The 25,101-nt window shown below is 60.7% G+C and carries 20 protein-coding genes; 6 read left to right on the forward strand and 14 right to left on the reverse strand.

Going from position 1 to position 25,101, the window contains the following annotated elements; all coding sequences use genetic code 11:
- Positions 1-61: 61 nt before the first annotated feature.
- The 4 genes from nirB to cobA are packed head-to-tail and all read left to right on the forward strand — an operon-like array spanning position 62 to position 6,333.
- Positions 62-2,515, forward strand: coding sequence for a nitrite reductase large subunit NirB (gene nirB / locus PspCFBP13508_RS23425; protein ID WP_137215825.1), 2,454 nt, complete (start codon positions 62-64; stop codon positions 2,513-2,515).
- Entirely contained in the window at positions 2,512-2,829 is a 318-nt protein-coding gene (gene nirD, locus PspCFBP13508_RS23430; protein WP_016773836.1) for a nitrite reductase small subunit NirD, read from the forward strand. The genes nirB and nirD overlap by 4 nt, the downstream gene beginning before the upstream one ends.
- Positions 2,829-5,540 (forward strand): nitrate reductase, encoded by a 2,712-nt coding sequence (locus PspCFBP13508_RS23435; RefSeq protein WP_137215826.1) that lies wholly within the window; start codon positions 2,829-2,831, stop codon positions 5,538-5,540. Before nirD ends, PspCFBP13508_RS23435 begins: the two co-directional genes overlap by 1 nt.
- A 13-nt stretch (positions 5,541-5,553) precedes the next feature.
- A complete protein-coding gene (cobA, locus tag PspCFBP13508_RS23440; RefSeq protein WP_137215827.1) occupies positions 5,554-6,333 on the forward strand; it encodes a uroporphyrinogen-III C-methyltransferase in 780 nt (259 codons plus the stop codon).
- A 69-nt stretch (positions 6,334-6,402) separates the two neighbouring features.
- On the opposite strand, the gene PspCFBP13508_RS23445 is transcribed toward cobA, so the two are convergent.
- From PspCFBP13508_RS23445 to ppsA, 8 genes are all read right to left on the reverse strand, one after another.
- Positions 6,403-7,437 carry an OmpA family protein gene (locus tag PspCFBP13508_RS23445; RefSeq protein WP_016773833.1) on the reverse strand — a complete coding sequence of 345 codons (1,035 nt, stop codon included), beginning with the start codon at positions 7,435-7,437 and terminating at the stop codon, positions 6,403-6,405.
- 107 nt (positions 7,438-7,544) lie between these two features.
- Positions 7,545-8,135, reverse strand: coding sequence for an RNA polymerase sigma factor SigX (gene sigX, locus PspCFBP13508_RS23450; protein ID WP_016773832.1), 591 nt, complete (start codon positions 8,133-8,135; stop codon positions 7,545-7,547).
- A gap of 90 nt (positions 8,136-8,225) precedes the next feature.
- Complete coding sequence (locus tag PspCFBP13508_RS23455; RefSeq protein WP_016773831.1) at positions 8,226-9,050, reverse strand: mechanosensitive ion channel domain-containing protein; 825 nt, start codon at positions 9,048-9,050, stop codon at positions 8,226-8,228.
- 2 nt (positions 9,051-9,052) lie between these two features.
- Positions 9,053-9,301, reverse strand: a complete 249-nt coding sequence (locus PspCFBP13508_RS23460) for a hypothetical protein (RefSeq protein ID WP_003223293.1) — start codon at positions 9,299-9,301, stop codon at positions 9,053-9,055.
- Positions 9,302-9,364: 63 nt separating this feature from the next.
- The gene (locus PspCFBP13508_RS23465) at positions 9,365-10,360 is read right to left on the reverse strand and encodes a zinc transporter ZntB (protein ID WP_137215828.1); all 996 of its coding nucleotides are present in this window, start codon (positions 10,358-10,360) and stop codon (positions 9,365-9,367) included.
- 21 nt (positions 10,361-10,381) lie between these two features.
- Positions 10,382-10,873 carry a ribonuclease E activity regulator RraA gene (gene rraA, locus PspCFBP13508_RS23470; protein ID WP_016773829.1) on the reverse strand — a complete coding sequence of 164 codons (492 nt, stop codon included), beginning with the start codon at positions 10,871-10,873 and terminating at the stop codon, positions 10,382-10,384.
- Positions 10,874-11,083: 210 nt separating this feature from the next.
- A complete protein-coding gene (locus PspCFBP13508_RS23475; RefSeq protein ID WP_137215829.1) occupies positions 11,084-12,073 on the reverse strand; it encodes an alpha/beta fold hydrolase in 990 nt (329 codons plus the stop codon).
- A gap of 98 nt (positions 12,074-12,171) precedes the next feature.
- Entirely contained in the window at positions 12,172-14,541 is a 2,370-nt protein-coding gene (ppsA, locus tag PspCFBP13508_RS23480) for a phosphoenolpyruvate synthase (RefSeq protein ID WP_051600403.1), read from the reverse strand.
- Positions 14,542-14,715: 174 nt separating this feature from the next.
- Here ppsA and PspCFBP13508_RS23485 point away from each other — a divergent pair, with 174 nt between their 5' ends.
- A complete protein-coding gene (locus tag PspCFBP13508_RS23485) occupies positions 14,716-15,534 on the forward strand; it encodes a pyruvate, water dikinase regulatory protein (RefSeq protein WP_016773826.1) in 819 nt (272 codons plus the stop codon).
- A 111-nt stretch (positions 15,535-15,645) separates the two neighbouring features.
- Here the strand turns inward: PspCFBP13508_RS23485 and prpD are convergent, their stop codons facing one another.
- The 6 genes from prpD to PspCFBP13508_RS23520 form a co-directional block, all read right to left on the reverse strand.
- The gene (gene prpD, locus PspCFBP13508_RS23490) at positions 15,646-17,130 is read right to left on the reverse strand and encodes a 2-methylcitrate dehydratase (RefSeq protein ID WP_137215830.1); all 1,485 of its coding nucleotides are present in this window, start codon (positions 17,128-17,130) and stop codon (positions 15,646-15,648) included.
- Between the two features lie 114 nt (positions 17,131-17,244).
- The gene (prpF, locus tag PspCFBP13508_RS23500; RefSeq protein WP_137215831.1) at positions 17,245-18,435 is read right to left on the reverse strand and encodes a 2-methylaconitate cis-trans isomerase PrpF; all 1,191 of its coding nucleotides are present in this window, start codon (positions 18,433-18,435) and stop codon (positions 17,245-17,247) included.
- Between the two features lie 52 nt (positions 18,436-18,487).
- Entirely contained in the window at positions 18,488-21,082 is a 2,595-nt protein-coding gene (acnD, locus tag PspCFBP13508_RS23505) for a Fe/S-dependent 2-methylisocitrate dehydratase AcnD (RefSeq protein WP_137215832.1), read from the reverse strand.
- Between the two features lie 198 nt (positions 21,083-21,280).
- Positions 21,281-22,408: a 2-methylcitrate synthase gene (gene prpC, locus PspCFBP13508_RS23510; protein ID WP_130911978.1), complete on the reverse strand. Its 1,128-nt coding sequence runs from the start codon at positions 22,406-22,408 to the stop codon at positions 21,281-21,283.
- Between the two features lie 137 nt (positions 22,409-22,545).
- Positions 22,546-23,439, reverse strand: coding sequence for a methylisocitrate lyase (prpB, locus tag PspCFBP13508_RS23515; RefSeq protein ID WP_024012298.1), 894 nt, complete (start codon positions 23,437-23,439; stop codon positions 22,546-22,548).
- On the reverse strand, positions 23,436-24,158 hold the full coding sequence (locus tag PspCFBP13508_RS23520) for a GntR family transcriptional regulator (protein ID WP_178084508.1): 723 nt from the start codon (positions 24,156-24,158) through the stop codon (positions 23,436-23,438). The genes prpB and PspCFBP13508_RS23520 overlap by 4 nt, the downstream gene beginning before the upstream one ends.
- 404 nt (positions 24,159-24,562) lie before the next feature.
- Here PspCFBP13508_RS23520 and PspCFBP13508_RS23525 point away from each other — a divergent pair, with 404 nt between their 5' ends.
- Positions 24,563-25,099, forward strand: coding sequence for an ATP-dependent zinc protease (locus PspCFBP13508_RS23525; protein ID WP_041479149.1), 537 nt, complete (start codon positions 24,563-24,565; stop codon positions 25,097-25,099).
- The last annotated feature ends 2 nt before the right edge of the window (positions 25,100-25,101 follow it).

A 25,101-nucleotide genomic window follows, 5' to 3' on the forward strand; every position in this document is an offset into this window, starting at 1 on the left:
AAATTTGTCGAGCAAGGCCCGACGGCCCACCAGAGGCCAGCCGCAGCTCCCGGAGAACCTGATGAAAAAACTCAAACTGGTGATGATCGGCAATGGCATGGCCGGGGTGCGTACCCTGGAAGAACTGCTCAAGCTGAGCGACGAGCTCTACGACATCACCGTCTTCGGCGCCGAACCGCACACCAACTACAACCGCATCCTGCTGTCGCCGGTGCTGGCCGGCGAGCAGACTTTCGAAGAGATCGTGCTCAACGACCTCGACTGGTATCTGCAAAACAACATCAAGTTGCTGCTCAACCGCAAAGTGGTGGAGATCGACCGGGTCAAACGCCGAGTGATTGCCGAGGACGGCACCGAAGCCGAGTACGATCGCCTGCTGATCGCCACCGGCTCGACCCCGTTCATCCTGCCAATCCCCGGCAACACCTTGCAGGGTGTGATCGGTTATCGCGACATCGCCGACACCCAGGCCATGATCGACACCGCCAGGACCCACAGGCACGCCGTGGTCATCGGCGGCGGCCTGCTCGGCCTCGAAGCCGCCAATGGCCTGATGCTGCGAGGCATGCACGTGACCGTGGTGCACCTCGGCGAATGGCTGCTGGAGCGGCAACTGGACAAGACCAGCGGCCAGTTGCTGCAATCGGCGCTGGAATCCCGTGGCCTGCATTTCCGCCTGTGCGAACAGACCCAAGCCCTGCACGACGCCGGCAATGGCCGGGTCGGCTCGGTGCAGTTCAAGAACGGCGATATCATCCCTGCCGACCTGGTGGTGATGGCCGCCGGCATCCGCCCCAACACCGAACTGGCAGAAAAGGCCGGCATCCCGTGCAATCGCGGGATTCTGGTCAACGACACCCTGCAAACCTACGACCCGCGCATCTACGCGATCGGCGAATGCGCCAGCCATCGCGGCATCGCCTACGGTCTGGTTGCGCCGCTGTTCGAACAGGCCAAGGTCTGCGCCAACCACCTCGCGCAACTGGGTTTCGCTCGCTATCAGGGCTCGGTGACTTCGACCAAATTGAAAGTCACCGGCATCGACCTGTTCTCCGCCGGCGATTTCATGGGCGGCGAAGGCACCGAGACCATCACCCTCTCCGACCCGATCGGCGGCGTGTACAAAAAACTGGTGATCAAGGATGACGTGCTGGTCGGCGCGTGTCTGTACGGCGATACAGCAGATGGCGGTTGGTATTTCCGGCAGATTCGTGAGAATCACGCCATTGGTGAGATCCGCGATCACCTCATGTTCGGCGAAAACGCTCTGGGCGACGTAGGACATCAGGGCCAGGACAAAGCCATGGTCATGGCCGACAGCGCCGAAGTGTGTGGCTGCAACGGTGTGTGCAAGGGCACCATCGTCAAGGCGATTCAGGAACACGGCCTGTTCAGCGTCGATGAAGTCAAGAAACACACCAAGGCTGCCAGCTCCTGCGGTTCGTGCGCCGGCCTTGTTGAACAGATCCTGATCAATACGGTGGGTGGCGCGGCCGACGTCAAACCGAAAAGCGAAAAAGCCATCTGCGGTTGCAGCGACCTCAACCACGGGCAGATTCGTCAGGCGATCCGCCAGGAACACCTGCTGACCATCGCCGAGACCATGAGTTACCTGAACTGGCGCACGCCCAATGGCTGCGCGACCTGTCGCCCGGCGCTCAACTACTACCTGATTTCCACCTGGCCGGGCGAGGCCAAGGACGACCCGCAATCGCGTCTGATCAACGAACGCGCCCACGCCAACATCCAGAAGGACGGCACCTATTCGGTGGTGCCGCGCATGTGGGGCGGCGTGACCAACCCATCGGAACTGCGGCGGATCGCCGATGTGGCCGACAAGTACAACGTGCCGATGGTCAAGGTCACCGGCGGTCAGCGCATCGACTTGCTGGGGATCAAGAAGCAGGATCTGCCCGGTGTCTGGAAAGACCTCGACATGCCGTCCGGCCACGCCTACGGCAAATCCATCCGCACCGTGAAAACCTGCGTTGGCAGCGAGTTCTGCCGCTTCGGCACGCAGAACTCGACGCAACTGGGCATCGAACTCGAGCACGACCTGTTCAACATGTGGTCGCCGCACAAGGTGAAGCTGGCGGTGTCCGGTTGCCCACGCAACTGCTCGGAAGCGGGCATCAAGGACGTAGGAATTATCGGCGTCGACTCCGGCTGGGAGATGTACATCGGTGGCAACGGCGGGATCAAGACCGAAGTCGCCGAGTTCTTCGTCAAGCTCAAGACTGCCGAAGAAGTCCGTGAATATAACGGCGCGTTTCTGCAGCTCTACCGCGAAGAAGCCTTCTACCTCGAGCGCACCGTGCACTACCTGCAACGGGTCGGCATGGAGCACATCAAGAAGAACGTGCTCGAAGAAGCCGAGCGGCGCAAGGCCCTGAATGAGCGCCTGCAATTCTCCCTGTCGTTCGAACAGGACCCATGGAAAGAGCGCCTGGCGCAGCCGCAACTGAAGAAAGAATTCGACGTTATCCCCGTGAAAAACCTGGAGGTGCCGGCATGAACTGGCTCGATATCTGTGCGCTGGAAGAGATCAACGCCCTCGGTTCGCGGATCATTGCCGGGCCGAAAGGTGACATCGCGATTTTTCGTACAAGCGACGACGAGGTTTTCGCCCTCGATGACCGCTGCCCGCACAAGGGCGGCCCGCTGTCGCAGGGCCTGATCTATGGCAAGCGCGTGGCCTGCCCGCTGCACAACTGGCAGATCGACCTCGAAACCGGCGAAGCCCAGGCGCCGGACATCGGCTGTGCGCACCATCATCCGGCGCGGGTCGAGAATGGCCGGGTGCAACTGGCCCTGCGGGACGCCATCTGATGAACCGCCAGACGACCGCCTCGACCTGCTGCTACTGCGGGGTCGGCTGCGGCGTACTGATCGAGCATGACGGCGAGCGCATCCTCGGCGTCAGCGGCGATCCGGCGCACCCGGCCAACTTCGGCAAACTGTGCAGCAAAGGCTCGACGCTGCACCTGACCGGCGACGTCGCCGCCCGCGCCTTGTACCCGGAACTGCGCCTGGGCAAAGGCCTGGCGCGCAGCCGTACTGACTGGGATACCGCCCTCGACCACGCGACCAACGTGTTCGCCGAAACCATCGCCGAACACGGCCCGGACAGCGTGGCGTTCTACATCTCCGGGCAGTTGCTCACCGAGGACTACTACGCCTTCAACAAGCTGGCGCGGGCGCTGGTCGGCACCAACAACATCGACAGCAATTCGCGGCTGTGCATGTCCTCGGCGGTGGTCGGCTACAAACGCAGCCTCGGCGCCGATGCCCCGCCGTGCAGTTATGAGGATCTGGAGCTGAGCGACTGCGTGATGATCGTCGGCAGTAACATGGCCTACGCTCATCCGGTACTTTTCCGTCGACTTGAAGAAGCCAAATCCCGTCGCCCGCAGATGAAAGTCATCGTGATCGACCCACGTCGCACCGACACCTGCGATTTGGCTGACCTGCATCTGGCGATTCTTCCGGGCACCGATGTCGCGTTGTTCCATGGGATTTTGCATCTGCTGCTGTGGGAAGACTGGATCGATCGCGATTTCATCAAGGCGCACACCGACGGCCTCGCCGAGCTTAAAACGCTGGTACGCGATTACACCCCGCAGATGGTTTCGCAGCTGTGCGGCATCAGCATCGAACAACTGCAGCAATGCGCAGAATGGGTTGGCACTGCGCCGAGCTTCCTGTCGCTGTGGTGCATGGGCCTGAATCAGTCCAGCGCCGGCAGCGCAAAAAACAGCGCGCTGATCAATCTGCACCTGGCCACCGGGCAAATTGGCCGTCCCGGTGCAGGACCTTTCTCCCTGACCGGTCAGCCAAACGCCATGGGCGGGCGGGAAACCGGCAGTCTGTCGAATCTGCTGCCCGGTCACCGCGATGCCGCCAACCCCGAGCATCGCGCCGAGGTGGCGGCGTATTGGGGCGTGGAGAGCTTGCCCGAGGCGCCGGGCCTGAGCGCCATCGAGCTGTTCAAAAGCGTGAGAAGCGGCAAGATCAAGGCTTTGTGGATTGCCTGTACCAATCCGGCGCAATCGATGCCAGACCAGAGCGCAGTCCGCGCAGCGCTTGAGGCCTGCCCTTTTGTGGTGTTGCAGGAAGCCTTTCGCACCACCGAAACCGCAGCGTTTGCCGACCTGCTGTTGCCTGCCGCCAGTTGGGGCGAGAAGGAAGGTTCGGTGACCAACTCCGAGCGGCGCATTTCCCACGTGCGCAAAGCGGTTGTCGCACCGGGCGAAGCGCGGCCGGACTGGGCAATCACGGTGGATTTCGCACAGCGTCTGGAGAAACGTCTGCGCCCCAAGCAGCCAAGCCTGTTCGCTTTCGATCAACCTTCGCAGTTGTTTGATGAATTCAAAGCGCTGACCCGTGGGCGAGACCTGGATCTGTCCGGGATCAGTCATGCCTTGATCGACGAGCTCGGCCCGCAGCAATGGCCCTTCCCTGCCGGCGCCCGCCAAGGCACGCCACGCTTGTACGTCGACGGCATTTTTCCTACGGCCAATGGCCGCGCGCAGTTCATTGCCGATCCGTATCGCGCCGCCAAGGAACAACGCGACGCGCGCTTCCCGCTGACTTTGATCACCGGTCGCCTGCGTGACCAGTGGCACGGCATGAGCCGCACCGGCACCGCCGCGCAATTGTTCGGTCACGTCAGCGAAGCCGTGCTGAGCCTGCACCCGGACGAAATGCGCCGGCACCGCTTGCAGCCCGGCGATCTGGTCAATCTGAAAAGCCGCCGTGGCGCGGTGATTGTTGCGGTCGGCAGCGACGACAGCGTGCGTCCGGGCCAGGCGTTCCTGCCGATGCACTGGGGCGATCGCTATCTCAAGGGCGGCGTCAACACGCTGACCTTGCCGGCGTTTGATCCACTGTCCAAACAACCGGAGCTCAAGCACAGCGGCGTGCGTCTGGAGGCAGTCAACCTGCCGTGGCAGCTGTTCGCCTTGATCGAGGGTGATGTTCAACGGCATTTCGAGACGCTACGACCGCTGTGCGAGGCGTTTTCCTACGTCAGCCTCAGCCTTGTCGGTCGTGAGCGGCCAGCGCTGCTGATACGCGCTGCACACGGCCAGGCGCCGGATCCACAGCTGCTGGGCGAGATCGACCAATGCCTGTCACTGCTGGATGGCCCAGTTCTGGCCTATGACGATCCGCGTCGCGCTATCGGCAAGCGGGTGCGCATCGAAAACGGCCGTATCACTGCGATTCGCCTGGCCGGCGAAACCCTCGCGCAACATTGGTTGCAGAGCCTGTGGCTGGAGGGCCGCGCCGACCAACAACTGCGGCGCTGGCTGCTCGCGCCGATGAGCACGCCGCCGGGCGCTGTCGGCGCCATTGCGAGCGACAAGACCTTGTGCAATTGCGAAAACGTCAGCCTCAACGCAGTCTGCGCCGGCATTCGCCAGGGCCTGGATCTGCAGGGCCTGAAAAACAATCTCCGATGCGGTACGCAATGCGGTTCCTGCGTGCCGGAAATCAAGCGTCTGCTGGTTGCCGAAGCGCGGCCGGTCGCGGTCATTTAACGAGGACAACACCATGAATGCGAAAGTCTGGCTGGTGGGCGCAGGCCCTGGCGATCCGGAGTTGCTGACGCTCAAAGCGGTGCGCGCATTGCGCGAGGCCGATGTGGTGATGATCGATGATCTGGTCAACGACGCGGTGCTGGAGCACTGCCCGGCTGCGCGGGTTATCCCGGTGGGCAAACGCGGCGGCTGCCGTTCGACGCCGCAGGCATTCATTCATCGCCTGATGCTGCGTTACGCACGCCAGGGCAAATGCGTGGTGCGGCTCAAGGGCGGCGATCCGTGCATTTTCGGCCGCGGTGGCGAAGAAGCGCAGTGGTTGCGCGAGCGCGGGGTTGAAGTGGAATTGGTCAATGGCATCACCGCCGGTCTGGCCGGGGCGACCCAGTGCGATATTCCGCTGACGTTGCGGGGCGTGGCGCGCGGAGTAACGTTGGTGACTGCGCACACCCAGGATGACAGCCAGTTGAACTGGCAGGCGCTGGCGCAAGGCGGGACGACGCTGGTGATCTATATGGGGGTGGCCAAGCTGGGCGAGATTCGTGATCAGCTGCTGGCCGGAGGGATGGCGGCGGATACGCCGGTGGCGATGATCGAAAACGCCTCTTTGGCGCATCAGCGTGAGTGTCGCAGTGATTTGACTGCGATGGCTGAGGATGCCTCGGCGTTTGAATTGAAGAGCCCGGCGATTCTGGTGATTGGCGCGGTGGCGGCTGTTGCCGCAGTTGTTGAAGAGCAAAAGATCGCAGCCTGCGGCAGCTCCTACACGGCGTACGGCGTGCCAGCGCTTTAAGCTCCGTAGCCAAATCGCAGACAAAGAAAAGCCCGGCCTGAGCCGGGCTTTTCCATCAGCGGCAGCTAATTACTTAGCTTGAGCTTCAACCTGCGCTTCTACGCGACGGTTTACAGCGCGGCCAGCGTCAGTTTTGTTGTCAGCAACTGGGCGGGATTCGCCGTAGCCAACAGACTGAACGCGGGACGATTCAACACCGTACTGGTTGGTCAGAACTTGCTTAACGGCGTTTGCACGACGCTCGGACAGTTTCTGGTTGTAAGCGTCAGGACCGACGGAGTCAGTGTGACCTTCAACAGTAGTGGTGGTGGATGGGTACTGCTTCATGAAGTCAGCCAGGTTCTTGATGTCGCCGTAGCTGTTTGGCTTGACTACCGACTTGTCGAAGTCGAATTTCACGTCCAGCTCAACACGAACAACTTCAGCAACTGCTGGGCAGCCATCAGCGTCAACGGTTACGTTGGCTGGGGTGTCCGGGCACTTGTCAACGTTGTCGCAAACGCCATCGTTGTCGCTGTCGGAGCAGACTTCAGCAGGTGCTGGAACTGGAGCAGCAGCTGGCTTGGAGCCGCCACCGAAGTTCACACCGATACCGACGCTAGGAGCCCACTCGGTGTCGCCCTGGTCGATGTTGTACTGAGCTTCAACGCCGGCACGGGCGTAGAAGTTCTCGGTGAAGTACAGCTTGGCACCGCCGCCAACGTTGGCGAAGGTGGAACGGTTACGACCGTTCGAACCGTTCTGGTCGATGCTCTGGTCAGAGAAACCGGCCGAAACGTATGGACGAATCATGTCGCCTGGGTTGTTGAAGTGGTACAGAGCGTCCAGAGCGGTGTTAGCGCCTTTGACGTTCTTGCCATCGTCGGCACGTACGTTGTGCACTTCGTCGTAGCCCAGACGCAGTTCAACGTCGTCGGTCAGGAAGTAACCGATCGAACCGCCGAACAGGTTGCCGTTGTTCTTGAAGTTACGAGCGCTGTCGAATTGTTCTTTCTTAGCGAAGCCTTCGATTTCAACTGCGCCTTGGCCTTGTGCCAGAGCGCCGAACGAAGTGGCGGCAATCAGAGAACCAATGGCCAAGCCCAAGGTGTTTTTCAGTTTCATCCGTTAAATCCCCATCTGGTGATTGTGAAGCAGTCCCGCAAACCGGGGGACAACTCGGCGGCAAGTCTATCAGAACTTGCCTACACGTAAGAGATATTTGCGCTGAACTAAGTTTCAGCAATGCCTGCAAATTTCTCACGCAATTTATCTAGAGCGCGTTTGTAACGCATTTTTGTCGCACTCAAACCCATGTGCATGATGTCTGCGATCTCCTGAAACTCCAGCTCTGCGACAAATCGTAGCACCAGAATTTCGCGGTCAATCGGATTCACATACACCAGCCAGCGATCAAGCCCACCCTTCTCCTCCGGCTTCGGCGCCTTTTCTTCAGACGCTTCTTCAAGAGGGTCCAGACTGAGAGCGTCCATCAAGCGACGCTTACGCCGTTCCTTCCGATACTGCGTGATGCATTCGTTGTAAGTGATGCTGTAAAGCCAGGTTTTGAACTTCGATTTCCCCTCGAAGTTCTTCAGGCCGTACAGCACCTTCAGCATCACTTCCTGACAGACATCGTCTGCGTCGCGATCGTTCCCAAGATATCTCGCGCAGACGTTAAATAATGTTCGCTGGTAACGCCGCATCAACTCTTCGTAGGCGCGCGTTACGTGAAACAGCTCGGTATGCGAGCGCGCGACCAACTCCTCATCAGAGAGCTCGCGGGGGTCGTAGCGCGTGGATAGCGGTTGGGCTTTATTCAAAACAAGTCGTGCCGACAGTCAGGTCAATGTCCGCCACAACCAGCCTCGGCTGGCATTTTGCGGCGGCATACATTAGCAGGGTTTGCCGGTTTAGCGGCTACTCACATGCTGTTCCAGCAGGATCCGATTGGAGAGAGAGACTAGCTCACCCTCATCGGTCAGCAATGTGGTTTTAACCGTGCCGATCTCTTCAATCTGGCCTTCGACCTCGCCAACACGCACTTGTTGCCCAACCTCATACAGCTCACGCACATAGATTCCCGCAAGAATCTGACCGGCGATTTCCCGGCTTCCCAAACCCATGGCCAGCGCAACTGCCAGACCAACGGTAATCAATACGATGACAATCACATGGTTCAGCAGGTCGGTCTTGACCTCGAGCTGGCTGATCGCAACCGAGATGCTGATGATGATCACCAGCCCCTGCGCGATCCGTCCCAACCCCGAAGCGTAGTCCAGGCCTACGCCTTCTGCTGCGCCGCGAACCAGCCCGTTGGCCAGTTGCGCCAGCAGGACACCGACCAGCAGCACCAGCGCGGCGCCGAATACTTTCGGCAGATACAACGCCAGCATGTCCAGCGTAGCTGAAACTCGCTCGAGGCCAAGGGATTCTGCCGCAGATACCAGAAAAATCAGCAGAACGAACCAGTAGACGATTTTACCGATCAGCGTCGAGATCGGCACTTGCAGCCCGGCGCGCGACATCAGCTTGGTCAGCCCGGTGCCGCCCATCAGGCGATCGAGGCCCAGTTTGGCGAGCAATTTGGAGAGCAAGGTGTCGAGCAGCTTGGCCACGACGAAACCCAACAGCAGCACAACCAGTGCGCCGAACAGGTTCGGAATGAAATTAGCGACTTTGGTCCACAACGCAGTCATTGCAGTGACGAGGCTCTGAGTCCAGAGATCAAGTTCCATATTCAATCAGCCTTATCAGCAGTGCGAGCAGTGGTTTTACGAAGACGGGAAACCGGCGAGACATGCGCCGAGCCATTGTTCAGGGCGATCATCAGCGCGGGCAGCCAGCGGCCCAGCAGGCTGAATAGATCACCGGCGCCGACCTGGCGGTTGGCGGTTTTGAGTACGCGGCCAAGGCACGCATCGTCGTCGCGGCTGGACGGCGAAGCGTTGAGCATGTCGCGCAAAGACTGTTCAAACGGATCGTGCATACGCACCTCTCGTGATGTCTGTGAAAGACGCGGGCAGATTTGCTCGGGTCACATGCGTCATGTTCACACCCAGTGCAATCGACGGAACAACCACCACTGGCCGAACGCCAGGGCGAGCACCGTCAGACAGGCAATAAGAAAACCATACGGGCTTTCGGCGAAAGGAATACCGCCGACATTTATCCCGAGCAGACCGGTGATGAAACTCATCGGCAAAAAGATGCAAGTAATGATGCCGAAGCGGTACATGGTGCGGTTCATGTGCACGCTCAAACGCCGGTCTTCGGTCTCCAGCACAAGCCCCACGCGCTCTCGGGTCAATTCGAGCTCTTCCAGATAACGGGTGAGGCTGTTGTTCAGTTCGTTCCAGTAGTCGGCGTCGTCTTCGACGAACCACGGCAGTTTTATCCGCGTCAGCTGTCCGAAAATATCCCGCTGTGGGGCGAGAAAACGCTTCAGCCCGGCCGCTCTGCGGCGGATGTGCAAAATGGCCCCATGCTCGGGGGTATACCGTTCGTCGGCGTCGAGTTTTTCTTCTTCTTCATCGACCACTTCCGACAGGCAAGTGACCAGATCCTGCACTTTATTGGTGAGGAACTGCGCCAGATACAGCATCAATTCCGAGGAAGTTCTCGGCCCTTTGCCCTCACCCAGCAGCGCCAGCAACTCATCCGTAGCTCGCAACGGACGCAAGCGCAGGGAAATCACTCGCTGAGCGGCGGCGAAAATCCGCACCGAGACCATATCTTCCGGCTCGGCCCCGGGGTTGAGATTGACCCCGCGCAGAAACAGCAGCAGCTCGGAGTCGGGTAATGGCAAAAGACGCGGGCGGGTATTCTCTTCCAGCAACAGATCGCAGGTGAATTCATTGAGCCCGCTGGATTTGCGCAGCCAGGTACGGGTCTGCGGATGGCTGCGATCCCAGTGCAGCCACAGGCTTTCATGGGCCTGCAACTGCAAATCGTCGAGCTCAGTCCGGGCTATCGAACGCGCACCGCCCTTGCCGTCCAGCACCAGGGCATGCACCAGCCCCCATTGCGCGTTTTCTTCCTCGAACATCCGCATCCCTTGTCGAAAAGCTTATTCAGGCATTTTCAGCGGGCTCGGCGACACGATCACGCCGTTGTTGTCCGCATAAATGTATTGGCCTGGGTGGAACGTCACGCCGGCGAAAGTCACCGGAACGTTGAGGTCGCCGATGCCGCGCTTGTCGGTTTTCATCGGGTGGCTGGCCAGCGCCTGCACGCCGAGATCGGTCTGGGCGATGACGTCGACGTCACGGATGCAACCGTAGATCACCAACCCTTCCCAGCCGTTCTGCGCGGCCTTGGCGGCGATCATGTCGCCCAGCAGGGCGCGGCGCAGCGAACCGCCGCCATCAACCACCAACACCTTGCCCTTGCCATTGAGTTCGGCCTGCTCCTTGACCAGCGAATTGTCTTCGAAGCACTTGATGGTCACGATTTCGCCGCCGAAGGAATCCCGGCCGCCGAAATTGCTGAACATCGGTTCCAGCACCTGCACCAGCTCCGGGTAGGCGTCGCACAGGTCAGGCGTAAGGTAATGTTCCATCGAAAAACTCCTGTAACAAGGAAGACGATCAAGGATGCCGCATTCTGATGAGACGAGTTCCGGCGGTCGCTGTTTACCTTAGTCCATGCCATGGTCGCTGAGCGAACCTGAACCGCGGCTGAAACGTTATCGCTAAACAGTCACGAAATATGACCGGAACCGCACAATGCGTCATATCTTAGCCGCAAGCCAGGCTGAACGGAACGCCCCTCACACTGCAGCGGCCAGATCCGTCGTCTGCGCCAGCAATGGCGTCTGCTGATCGTTCAACCAGCGCGCCACCAGCGGCCACACCTCAGCCTGCGCTGCTTTGCTCACCAGCATTTCGACATGGCCGAAATTATCCGAGAAGCCCTGCTCGCGCCCCAGATTGATGAACTGCTTGTGCTCGGAGCCGATCTGCTCGAACAGCTTGCGGCAGGCCCACGCCGGATCCTGATGATCGCCCGCTGCGGTCACGGCCAGCACCGGCAGCTGAACCTCGGCAAGTCCGGCCCACCAGTCCTTGTCCTTGTCGCCGAAGCGGCCGAACAAGCCGTACCAGCGCATGCTTTCGATGGCTAGGCCGATCGGTTCGTCTTCCGGACCGCGTTTGAGGCGTGAGCCGGACAACTGCGCGAACCGCTTGAGAATAAAGCGCCCGCCCCACTCCACCGGTGGAATCTTCAGTGGCCAATAGGTACGGCTGACTTGGGTGCCGAAAAACGCCGCCGAGGCCACGGCCGGTTCGCCGAGATATTCGCCACCGAGCGCCGCCGCCAGGGTAATGCCGCCGAGCGAATGGCCGATCCAGTGCGGGATCTGTCCACTTTGCTCACGCACGAACGCGGCAATCGCCGGCAGATCGTAACGGGCGTAGTCGGCCACGCGGTTGCGCCGATAGTCTTCGTTGCGCTGGGACAAGCCGTGACCACGCATTTCCGGGATCCACACGTCGAAGCCCAGCCGGGTCAGATACGCGCCGAGCCCGAGGCCTTTGGGGGAAAACCAGAAGCGCCGATTGGAAAAGCTGCCGTGCAACAGAATCACCGGCACGCCGCGTGGCGCCGTGTCATCGGCCATGCCCAGGCGGGTGACGGCGATCTCCACGGACCAGTCCGGGCTGTTGCCGGGTTTCAATCGATAGACGTCTTCGCTCAGATCGCCGCGCCGCTCGGCGCTGATCAGCGCGACAGGAAACAGGTTGCTGCTGCTTTGCATAATGCTCTTGCACAAAAAAGGGCGGCATCCGCTGGAGCCCGCCCTACTTAAATCTCAAGGCCCGCTCCCACATGGGGGGCGGGCCAATTACATACTGATCAAGCCTGACCTTCGGCGAGGAAGAACCAGGTTTCCAGCACGGTGTCCGGGTTCAGCGACACGCTTTCGATGCCCTGTTCCATCAGCCACTTGGCCAGATCCGGGTGGTCGGAAGGACCCTGACCGCAGATGCCGATGTACTTGCCGGCCTTGTTGCAGGCCTGAATGGCGTTGGCCAACAGCTTCTTCACCGCTGGATTCCGCTCGTCGAACAAGTGCGCGATGATCCCGGAGTCACGGTCCAGACCCAGCGTCAGTTGGGTCAGGTCGTTGGAGCCGATCGAGAAGCCGTCGAAGAATTCGAGGAATTCCTCGGCCAGAATCGCGTTGGATGGCAGCTCGCACATCATGATCACGCGCAGACCGTTCTCGCCGCGCTTCAAGCCGTTCTCGGCGAGCAGATCGACCACCTGGCTGGCTTCGCCGAGAGTACGGACGAACGGCACCATGATTTCAACGTTGGTCAGGCCCATCTCGTTGCGCACGCGTTTCAGCGCGCGGCATTCGAGTTCGAAGCAGTCGCGGAACGATTCGCTGATGTAACGCGAAGCACCACGGAAACCCAGCATCGGGTTTTCTTCTTCCGGCTCGTAGAGCTTGCCGCCGATCAGGTTGGCGTATTCGTTGGACTTGAAGTCCGACAAACGCACGATGACTTTTTTCGGCGTGAACGCTGCAGCCAGGGTGCTGATGCCTTCCACCAGTTTGTCGACGTAGAAATCGACCGGGTCGCTGTAACCGGCAATACGCTTGTCGACGCTGTCCTTGATTTCCTGCGGCAGACCGTCGTAGTTCAACAGCGCTTTCGGGTGCACGCCGATCATGCGGTTGATGATGAATTCCAGACGCGCCAGACCAACGCCGGCGTTCGGCAATTGGGCGAAGTCGAAGGCGCGATCCGGGTTGCCGACGTTCATCATGATCTTGAACGGCAGCTCCGGCATGGCGTCGACGGAGTTCTTCTTGATGTCGAAGCCCAGTTCGCCTTCGAAGATGTAACCGGTGTCGCCTTCGGCGCAGGACACGGTCACGCCCTGGCCATCCTTCAGCAGCTGGGTAGCGTTGCCGCAACCGACCACCGCCGGGATGCCCAGCTCACGGGCGATGATCGCCGCGTGGCAGGTACGCCCGCCACGGTTGGTGACAATGGCGCTGGCGCGCTTCATCACCGGTTCCCAGTCCGGGTCGGTCATGTCGGAAACCAGCACGTCGCCCGGCTGGACTTTGTCCATTTCCGAGACGTCTTTGATGATGCGCACTTTGCCGGCGCCGATGCGCTGGCCGATCGCCCGACCTTCCACCAGCACGGTGCCGGTCTCTTTCAGCAGGTAACGTTCCATGACGTTGGCCTGGGTGCGGCTTTTCACGGTTTCCGGACGCGCCTGAACGATGTACAGCTTGCCGTCGTCACCGTCCTTGGCCCACTCGATGTCCATCGGGCAGCCGTAGTGCTTCTCGATGATCATCGCCTGCTTGGCCAGCTCGCTGACTTCGGCGTCGGTCAGGCAGAAACGCGCGCGTTCGGCCTTGTCGACATCGACAGTCTTGACCGAACGACCGGCCTTGGCCTCGTCGCCGTAGATCATCTTGATGGCTTTGCTGCCCAGGTTGCGACGCAGGATGGCCGGACGACCGGCTTCCAGGGTGCCTTTGTGTACGTAGAACTCATCCGGGTTGACCGCGCCTTGTACAACGGTTTCGCCCAGGCCATAAGCGCCGGTGATGAACACCACGTCACGGAAACCCGATTCGGTATCGAGGGTGAACATCACGCCGGCGGTGCCGGTTTCCGAACGCACCATGCGCTGCACGCCAGCCGACAGGGCGACCAGTTTGTGGTCGAAGCCCTGGTGCACGCGGTAGGAAATCGCGCGGTCGTTGAACAGCGAAGCGAACACCTCTTTGGCGGCGCGGATAACGTTTTCCACACCACGGATGTTCAGGAAAGTTTCCTGCTGGCCGGCGAAGGAGGCGTCCGGCAGGTCTTCGGCGGTGGCGGAAGAACGCACGGCCACGGCCACGTCAGGGTTGCCGGCCGACAGCGCGGCGAACGCGGTGCGGATCTCGGTGTTGAGCTTTTCAGGGAATTCGGCGTCCATGATCCATTGGCGGATCTGCGCGCCGGTCTTGGCCAGGGCATTGACGTCGTCGACGTCGAGCGCGTCGAGGGCCTTGTGGATCTGATCGTTCAGGCCGCTCAGTTCGAGGAAGTCACGATAGGCCTGAGCCGTCGTGGCGAAGCCGCCGGGGACCGAAACACCGGCGCCTGCCAGGTTACTGATCATCTCGCCCAGGGATGCGTTCTTGCCCCCCACATGCTCAACATCGTGTTTGCCGAGCTTATCGAGGGAAACTACGTACTCTACCAAGGTGATCTCTCCACTAACTGTGTTGGAAAAGCTCAGAAACCGGCGGCCCGGGGGAGCCTCGGCCGGTTGTATGGCCTGGACCTGGAAAATAAGTGAGAATGCGGGCCAATGGCGGCCGGCAAATCGCGCCTATCATATCCAAGATTCGTTACTAGCTTAAGGCCCAAGGTGCAAATGAAACGATCTGCTTTCTTCATCTCCGATGGCACCGGCATTACCGCCGAAACCCTGGGTCAAAGCCTGCTGGCGCAGTTCGAAAACATTACCTTCAGCAAATTCACGCGGCCCTACATCGACAGCGTGGAAAAAGCGCGGGCCATGGTACAACAAATCAACAAAGCCGCTGAAACCGACGGCTTTCGGCCGATCATCTTCGACACCATCGTCAATCAGGACATTCGTGAGATTCTCGCAACGTCCAATGGTTTCATGATCGACATTTTCTCGACCTTCCTCGCGCCGCTCGAACAGGAGCTCACCGAGCATTCTTCCTATACCGTGGGCAAGTCCCATTCCATCGGGCACAACTCCAATTACATGGAGCGCATCGAGGCGGTCAACTTCGCCCTCGACAACGACGACGGCGCGCGCACCCACTATTACGACAAAGCCGATCTGATACTAGTGGGCGTGTCGCGATGCGGCAAAACGCCGACGTGTCTGTACATGGCCATGCAGTTCGGTATCCGCGCAGCCAACTATCCGCTGACCGAAGACGACATGGAACGCCTGACCCTGCCGACGGCTCTGCGCGCCCATCAGCACAAGCTGTTCGGCCTGACCATCGACCCCGACCGCCTCACTGCGATCCGCAATGAGCGCAAGCCCAACAGCCGTTATTCGAGTTATGCCCAGTGCGAATTCGAAGTGCGCGAAGTGGAGAACCTGTTCCGCCGCGAAAACATTCCGCACATCAATTCCACGCATTTCTCCGTGGAAGAGATTTCGGCGAAGATTCTCGTGGAAAAAGGCGTTGAGCGGCGGTTCAAGTAGTCCGGCGTCGCCTGATCTGGCGCCTTCGCGAGCAGGCTCGCTCCCACAGTAGACCTGCATCGTAACGACTGTGGGAGCGAGCCTGCTCGCGAAGAACGATAACGCGGTCTGTCAGAGCACAAACAGATCGATGAATCGATTCACCGCTGTGGCTTCCAGCCGCGCCTGATCCTCGCACAGCGCAAATATCTCAGCGCAACGTTGGCCGGCAAACCGCGTGGCCAGGTTGGCCTTGAACTTGTCCTCCAGCAACGGAATGCCCTCGGCGCGGCGGCGGCGATGGCCGATCGGGTACTCCACCACGACGTTGTCGGTGCTGCTGCCGTCCTTGAAAAACACCTGCACGGCGTTGGCAATCGAGCGTTTGTCGGGCTCAAGGTATTCACGGGTGAAGCGCGGTTCTTCAACGATGAGCATTTTTTCGCGCAGCACATCGATGATCGGATGCGCCTTGTGGAAGTCGTCTTCGTAGTGCTCAGCCACCAGATTGCCGAATGCCAGCGGCACGGCGGTCATGTATTGCAGGCAATGATCGCGGTCGGCGGCGTTGGCCAGCGGGCCGACCTTGGAAATAATGCGGATCGCCGATTCATGGGTGGTGATGACGATGCGGTCGATCTCATGCAGCCGATTGCGAACCAGCGGATGCAAGGTCACCGCCGCCTCGCATGCCGTCTGCGCATGGAATTCGGCGGGGAAACTGATCTTGAACAGCACGTTTTCCATCACGTAACTGCCGAACGGCCGGGAGAAGCTGAAAGCGCGTTTGTCCTCGGGCTTGAGCGCCAGATCGTTGTTGGTGTGGCTGAACAGCACGTCATAAAAGCCCCACTGCTTCGCGCTCAACACACCAGGAATGCCCATCTCGCCGCGCATGGCGATGTCGGCCAGACGCACGCCACGACTCGCCGCATCCCCCGCCGCCCAGGATTTGCGTGAGCCGGCGTTGGGAGCGTGGCGATAGGTGCGCAGCGCCTGACCGTCGGCGAAGGCGTGGGACAGCGCCGACAGCAACTGCTCGCGATTGGCGCCCATCAGTCGGGCGCTGACGGCAGCTGAAGCGATTTTCACCAGAATGACGTGGTCGAGTCCAACCCGGTTGAAGGAGTTTTCCAGAGCGATCACGCCTTGAATCTCGTGGGCCATGATCATTGCTTCCAGCACATCGCGGACCGTCAGCGGCGCTTCGCCGTTGGCGACGCGTTTCTGCGACAGGTGATCAGCAACGGCGAGGATGGCGCCGAGGTTGTCCGATGGATGCCCCCATTCGGCGGCGAGCCAGGTGTCGTTGTAGTCGAGCCAGCGGACGATGCAGCCGATATCCCAAGCGGCTTTGACCGGATCGAGGCGATAACTGGTGCCTGGCACCCGTGCGCCGAACGGCACAACCGTGCCCTCGACGATCGGGCCGAGGTGTTTCGTGCATTCGGGGAAACGCAGGGCCAGCAGACCGCAGCCCAGCGTGTCGATCAGGCAATTGCGCGCGGTGTCCAGCGCTTCGGCGGATTCGGGCTTGAAGGTGAGAACGTAGTCGGCGATGTCCTGCAGGACTGCGTCGTAATCGGGGCGGTTGTTCAGGTCGACGTTGGCGCTCATGTTCGATTCACTCCTGTAGGAGCTGCCGAAGGCTGCGATCTTTTGATTTTGTTTTTCGCGATCAAGATCAAAAGATCGCAGCCTTCGGCAGCTCCTACCTGGTTTTGTGTTAAGTCAGAAAGAATCTCCGGGCACTCGGACGTAACCTTCCATGAGCACCCGCGCACTGCGGCTCATGATGGCTTTCTTCACCACCCACTCGCCATTCTCCAGCGTCGCCTCAGCGCCCACGCGCAACGTCCCGGACGGATGCCCGAAACGCACCGCATTGCGCTCAATCCCACCCGCCGCAAGATTGACCAACGTCCCGGAAATCGCTGCCGCCGTGCCGATCGCCACCGCTGCCGTGCCCATCATCGCGTGGTGCAGCTTGCCCATCGACAACGCGCGCACCAGCAGATCCACATCACCCGCGGCAATCGCTTTGCCACTCGACGCCACGTAATCCGAAGGCTTGGCGACAAACGCCACTTTCGGCGTGTGCTGCCGCTTGGCGGCTTCTTCCAGATTGGCGATCAGGCCCATGCGCAACGCACCGTAGGCACGAATCGTCTCGAACATCAGCAGCGCTTGCGGATCGCCGTTGATCGCACCTTGCAGTTCGGTGCCGGTGTAGCCGATGTCTTCGGCGTTGACGAAAATCGTCGGGATCCCGGCGTTGATCATGGTCGCCTTGAACGTGCCGACACCCGGCACTTCCAGCTCATCGACCAGATTGCCGGTGGGGAACATCGAGCCACCACCGCCCTCTTCTTCCGCCGCCGGATCCATGAATTCGACCTGCACTTCGGCCGCTGGAAAGGTCACGCCGTCGAGTTCGAAATCACCGGTTTCCTGCACTTCGCCGTTGGTGATCGGCACGTGGGCAATGATGGTCTTGCCAATGTTGGCCTGCCACACGCGCACCACCGCCACGCCGTTGTGCGGGATGCGATCAGCGTCGACCAGACCGTTGCTGATGGCGAACGAACCGACCGCCGCCGAGAGATTGCCGCAGTTGCCGCTCCAGTCGACGAACGGCTTGTCGATCGACACCTGGCCGAACAGGTAATCGACGTCGTGATCGGCGCGGGTGCTTTTCGACAGGATTACGGTTTTGCTGGTGCTCGACGTCGCGCCGCCCATGCCGTCGATCTGCTTGTCGTAGGGATCGGGGCTGCCGATCACCCGCAGCAGCAACGCGTCGCGCGCCGGTCCTGGGACCTGCGCTGCTTCGGGCAGATCCTTGAGGCTGAAGAACACGCCTTTGCTGGTGCCGCCGCGCATGTAGGTGGCAGCGATTCTGATTTGTGGTGCGTGAGCCATGGTGCTCCTTACCGAAGGCATGGGACTTGAAATCCCATGCCCACACGTTGATTTAAACGGCTACCGCCGATCCTTCGAGGAAGTCCTGAGCAAAGCGCTGCAACACGCCGCCCGCCTCGTAGATCGACACTTCTTCAGCGGTATCGAGACGGCAGGTCACCGGCACTTCGACGCGCTCGCCGTTCTTGCGATTGATCACCAGCGTCAGATCCGCGCGGGGTTTGCGTTCGCCGATCACGTCGTAGGTTTCGCTGCCGTCGATGGCCAGGGTGTGGCGGTTGGTGCCGGGTTTGAATTCCAGCGGCAACACGCCCATGCCCACCAGGTTGGTGCGGTGAATGCGCTCGAAACCTTCAGCGGCAATCGCCTCGACGCCGGCCAGGCGCACGCCTTTCGCCGCCCAGTCGCGGGACGAACCCTGACCGTAGTCAGCGCCAGCGATGATGATCAGCGGCTGCTTGCGCTGCATGTAGGTTTCGATGGCTTCCCACATACGCATGACCTGGCCTTCCGGCTCGACGCGCGCCAGCGAACCCTGCTTGACCTTGCCGTTTTCCACGACCATTTCGTTGAACAGCTTCGGATTGGCGAACGTTGCGCGCTGGGCCGTCAAGTGGTCGCCACGGTGGGTGGCGTAGGAGTTGAAGTCCTCTTCCGGCAGGCCCATTTTTGCCAGGTATTCGCCGGCGGCGCTGTCGAGCATGATCGCGTTCGATGGCGACAGGTGATCAGTGGTGATGTTGTCCGGCAGCACCGCCAGCGGGCGCATGCCCTTCAGCGGACGGGCGCCGGCCAGTGCGCCTTCCCAGTACGGCGGACGGCGGATGTAGGTGCTCATCTCGCGCCAGTCGTACAGCGGCGCGACTTTCGGCCCGGTGTCTTCATGCACGGCGAACATCGGAATATAGACCTGACGGAACTGCTCAGGCTTGACCGACGACTTCACCACCGCATCGATTTCTTCGTCGCTCGGCCAGATGTCTTTCAGGCGGATTTCCCGACCATCGACCACGCCCAGCACATCCTTTTCGATGTCGAAACGGATGGTCCCGGCGATCGCGTAGGCAACCACCAGCGGCGGCGAGGCGAGGAATGCCTGTTTGGCATACGGGTGAATGCGGCCGTCGAAGTTGCGGTTGCCGGAAAGCACCGCGGTCGCGTACAGATCGCGGTCAATGATCTCTTGCTGGATCACCGGATCAAGCGCGCCGGACATGCCGTTGCAGGTGGTGCAGGCAAACGCGACGACGCCGAAACCCAGCTGTTCCAGCTCAGTGGTCAGCCCCGCTTCATCGAGGTACAGCGCCACGGTTTTCGAGCCCGGCGCCAGCGAGGATTTGACCCACGGCTTGCGGGTCAGGCCGAGCTTGTTGGCATTGCGCGCCAAGAGCCCTGCGGCGATGACGTTGCGCGGGTTGCTGGTGTTGGTGCAACTGGTGATCGCGGCGATGATCACCGCGCCGTCGGGCATTTGCCCCGGCACGTCATCCCACTGCCCGGAAATGCCATTGGCTGCCAGATCCGATACCGCGACGCGGGCGTGCGGGTTGCTCGGGCCGGCCATGTTGCGCACCACCGACGACAAGTCGAAGGTCAGGCCACGCTCGTATCGCGCACCCTTTAAGCTGTCAGCCCACAGGCCGGTGAGTTTGGCGTACTGCTCGACCAATTGAACCTGCTGGTCTTCACGACCGGTCAGTTTCAGGTAATCGATGGTCTGCTGGTCGATGTAGAACATCGCCGCCGTGGCGCCGTATTCCGGGGCCATGTTGGAGATGGTCGCGCGGTCGCCGAGGGTCAGCGCCGCCGCGCCTTCGCCAAAGAATTCCAGCCACGCGCCGACGACTTTCTGTTTGCGCAGGTACTCGGTCAGGGCCAGGACCATGTCGGTAGCGGTGATGCCCGGTTGCAGCTTGCCGGTCAGTTCGACGCCAACGCTTTCCGGCAAACGCATCCACGACGCACGGCCGAGCATCACGCTCTCGGCTTCGAGGCCGCCAACGCCGATGGCGATCACGCCCAGCGCATCAACGTGCGGCGTGTGGCTGTCGGTGCCGACGCAAGTGTCCGGGAACGCCACGCCTTCGCGCACCTGAATCACCGGCGACATTTTCTCCAGGTTGATCTGGTGCATGATGCCGTTGCCCGGCGGGATCACGTCGACGTTCTTGAAGGCCTTTTTGGTCCAGTTGATGAAGTGGAAACGGTCTTCGTTGCGGCGGTCTTCGATGGCGCGGTTCTTCTCGAAGGCCTGGGCATCGAAACCGCCCGCCTCGACGGCCAGCGAGTGGTCGACGATCAATTGCGTCGGCACCACCGGGTTGACCTGCGCCGGGTCGCCGCCCTGCAAAGCGATGGCATCGCGCAGGCCAGCGAGGTCGACCAGCGCGGTCTGGCCGAGGATGTCATGGCAGACCACCCGCGCCGGGAACCACGGGAAATCAAGATCGCGCTTGCGCTCGATCAGTTGCTTGAGCGAATCGGTGAGCGTGGCCGGGTCACAGCGACGCACGAGGTTTTCCGCCAGCACGCGGGAGGTGTACGGCAGGGTGTCGTAGCTGCCAGGCGCAATCGCCTCGACCGCCGCGCGGGTGTCGAAGTAATCCAGCGGCGTGCCGGGCAGGTTCTTGCGGAATTCTGTGTTCATCGGGTCAGGACTCGGGTCACGGTGATTTCAAAGGGTGAGGCCAGACACCTGAGTTGCACACCGTCCACTGTGGGAGCGAGCCTGCTCGCGAAAGCGGTAGATCAGTCGACATCCTTGTTGGATGCCAGTCCGTCTTCGCGAGCAGGCTCGCTCCCACAGGGTCTAGCGGGGTTCTCTGGTTCCGGCTCAGCTCACCATTCAGCGACGTTCGATTGGCACGAACTTGCGCTGTTCGACGCCGGTGTATTCGGCGCTTGGGCGGATGATGCGGTTGTTGGCGCGCTGTTCGAACACGTGCGCGGCCCAGCCGGTCAGGCGCGAGCAGACGAAGATCGGCGTGAACAGCTTGGTCGGGATGCCCATGAAGTGGTATGCCGAGGCGTGATAGAAGTCGGCATTCGGGAACAGCTTCTTCTGCTCCCACATGGTCTTGTCGATGGCCTCGGAAACCGGGAACAGCACCTTGTCGCCGACCTCGTCCGCGAGTTTTTTCGCCCAGCCCTTGATCACCTCGTTGCGCGGGTCGCTGTCCTTATAGATCGCGTGGCCGAAGCCCATGATCTTGTCCTTGCGCTCGAGCATGCCGAGGGTGCCTTTGATCGCCTCTTCCGGCGACGAGAAGCGCTCGATCATTTCCATCGCCGCTTCGTTGGCGCCGCCGTGCAATGGACCGCGCAGCGAACCGATGGCCGCTGTTACGCAGGAATACAGATCGGAAAGGGTCGAGGCGCAAACGCGCGCGGTGAAGGTCGAGGCATTGAATTCGTGTTCGGCGTAGAGGATCAGCGACACGTTCATCACTTTGACGTGCAGTTCGCTTGGCTTCTTGTCGTGCAGCAGGTGCAGGAAGTGGCCGCCGATGGTCGGTTCGTCGCTGACGCAGTCGATGCGCTTGCCGTCGTGGCTGAAGCGATACCAGTAGCACATGATCGCCGGGAACGCGGCGAGCAGACGGTCGGTCTTGTCGCGCTGTTCAGAGAAGTCTTTCTCCGGTTCGATGTTGCCGAGGAATGAGCAACCGGTGCGCATGACGTCCATCGGATGCGCGTCGGCGGGAATGCGTTCAAGCACTTCTTTAAGCGCCTGCGGCAGGTCGCGCAGCTTGCTCAGTTTGCTTTGATAGTCGGCCAGTTGCGCTTTGGTCGGCAGTTCGCCGTACAGCAGCAGATAGGCGACTTCTTCAAATTGCGCGTCGGCGGCCAGTTCACGCACGTCGTAGCCGCGATAGGTCAGCCCGGCACCGGCCTGGCCCACGGTGGACAATGCGGTTTGCCCGGCAACCTGGCCACGGAGCCCGGCGCCACTGAGTACTTTTGCTTCGGCCATTGTGTTCTCCAATCTTCTTGAATTTGTATGGGGAAACTTGTGGGAGCGAGCCTGCTCGCGAAAGCGCTGGATCAGTCGACATCAATCTTGGATGTCAGTCCGTCTTCGCGAGCAGGCTCGCTCCCACAGGGTTTTGTTCAGCCTTTCTTCTGTGCAAACAACGCATCGAGCTTCTGCTCGAACGTGTGGTAATCGATACGATCGTAGAGCTCCATGCGAGTCTGCATGGTGTCGATGACATTCTGTTGCGTGCCATCGCGGCGGATCGCCGTGTAGACGTTTTCCGCTGCCTTGTTCATCGCGCGGAACGCCGACAGCGGATACAGCACCAACGAGACGTCGGCGCCGGCCAGTTGTTCGGTGGTGTACAGCGGCGTTGCGCCGAACTCGGTGATGTTGGCCAGGATCGGCGCTTTCACACGATTGGCGAACAACTTGTACATGTCCAGTTCGGTAATCGCCTCCGGGAAGATCATGTCGGCGCCGGCCTCGATGCACGCTGCCGCGCGATCAAGTGCCGATTCCAGACCTTCCACCGCCAGCGCATCGGTGCGCGCCATGATCACGAAGCTGTCATCGGTACGGGCATCGACGGCGGCTTTGATGCGATCGACCATTTCCTGCTGGCTGACGATTTCTTTATTGGGACGATGGCCGCAGCGCTTGGCGCCGACCTGATCCTCAATGTGAATCGCCGCCGCGCCGAACTTGATCATCGACTTGACGGTGCGCGCGACGTTGAACGCCGACGAACCGAAACCGGTATCCACATCCACCAGCAGCGGCAGGTCGCAAACGTCAGTGATACGGCGCACGTCGGTCAGCACATCATCCAGCCCGGTGATGCCCAGGTCCGGCACGCCAAGCGAGCCTGCAGCCACGCCGCCGCCGGACAGGTAGATCGCCTTGAAACCGGCGCGCTTGGCCAGCAGCGCGTGGTTGGCGTTGATCGCGCCGACCACTTGCAAAGGATGCTCGCTGGCGACCGCATCGCGGAAGCGCTGGCCCGGCGTGTTCAGGTTGGAAGTCATGCATCACCTCGTTCAGTGGCTGTCTGGTTGTGGGCGCCGTCCTCGTAGTGACGGGCGATGTTGCGTTTCGAGGCGCCAATGTGGCGGCGCATCAACAATTCCGCGAGCTCGCCGTCACGGTCGGCGATGGCATCGAGAATGCGGTGGTGTTCGGCGAAGGCCTGGTGCGGGCGGTTCGGCGTGGTGGAAAACTGGATGCGGTACATGCGCACCAGTTGATACAGCTCGCCGCAGAGCATCTGCGTCAGCGTGCGATTGCCGCTGCCCTGGATGATCCGGTAATGAAAGTCGAAATCGCCTTCCTGCTGGTAGTAACCGACGCCGGCCTGAAACGCCGCATCGCGCTCGTGGGTTTCCAGCACCCGGCGCAGTTCGTCGATTTCCGCGACGCTCATGCGCTCGGCGGCGAGGCGGCAGGCCATGCCTTCGAGGGATTCACGGATTTCATAGAGTTCGATCAATTCGGCATGGCTGAGCGAGACCACCCGCGCACCGACGTGCGGCACGCGCACCAGCAGGCGCTGCCCTTCCAGACGATGGATCGCCTCACGCAGCGGACCCCGACTGATGCCATAAGTACGCGCCAGTTCCGGCTCGGAGATCTTGCTGCCCGGGGCGATCTCGCCTTTGACGATAGCCGCCTGGATGCGGCGGAAGACGTTTTCCGACAGCGTCTCGGAATCGTCGCCATTGATGACCGGGGGATCGAGTTGATCCAGCATGATTGTCGACACCTTCAAATCCAATGCGGCAAAAACTAGCCAATAAGACCGCATCAGTCAAAGGATAAATAGGTATTGTCGACAATCGTCTAATAAGCGCAGCCAATCGTTCATCTATTAATGTGGGAGCGAGCCTGCTCGCGAAGGCGGCAGGTCAGTCGGTTTCTGCATCGAATGACACAGCGCTTTCGCGAGCAGGCTCGCTCCCACAAGAGTGGCATCCCTTGCAGCTCATGGGTCGGCGCAAGCGCTGGCGCCATAAAACCACCGTGCTAGAATGCCGTCCGCATTTGCGGGTCTTTAGTACGGCTTGCCATAAAAAGCTGCCAGGCACACGCAGGGGCTTGCGCACGGTTGTGCGGGCACCTGAACCGATAACGGAACGCTGCGCACCAGGATTTATGAGACTCAAGCCTTTCCCCACCTTTTTTGCTCTGTTTTGCCTGCCCGGCCTCGCCGCCGCGGGGGAAAAAACCGTGTATGGCCTCAACGAATACGCTTCGCTTGACGGCATCAATCTCGAAGTCGCGGCCAAACTCGACACCGGGGCGAAAACCGCCTCGCTGAGTGCCCGCGACATCAAACGCTTCAAACGCAACGGTGAATCCTGGGTACGTTTCTACCTGGCCATCGACACCGCGCATTCGCACCCCATCGAACGGCCGCTGGCGCGGGTCAGCAAGATCAAGCGCCGTGCCGGCGACTACGATCCGGAAGAAGGCAAGCAGTACACCGCCCGTCCGGTGATCGAGCTGGATATCTGCATGGGTTCGGCATTGCGCAGCATCGAAGTGAACCTCACCGACCGAAGTGCGTTCCAATACCCGCTTTTGATCGGCTCCGAGGCGCTGAAACGCTTCGACGCGCTGGTCGACCCCAGTCTTAAATACGCTGCCGGCAAACCTGCCTGCACCATCGCCGCTCACACCGCCGAGTAATT

The organism is Pseudomonas sp. CFBP13508 (assembly GCF_005233515.1).
Taxonomy (GTDB): Bacteria; Pseudomonadota; Gammaproteobacteria; order Pseudomonadales; family Pseudomonadaceae; genus Aquipseudomonas; species Aquipseudomonas mercuritolerans.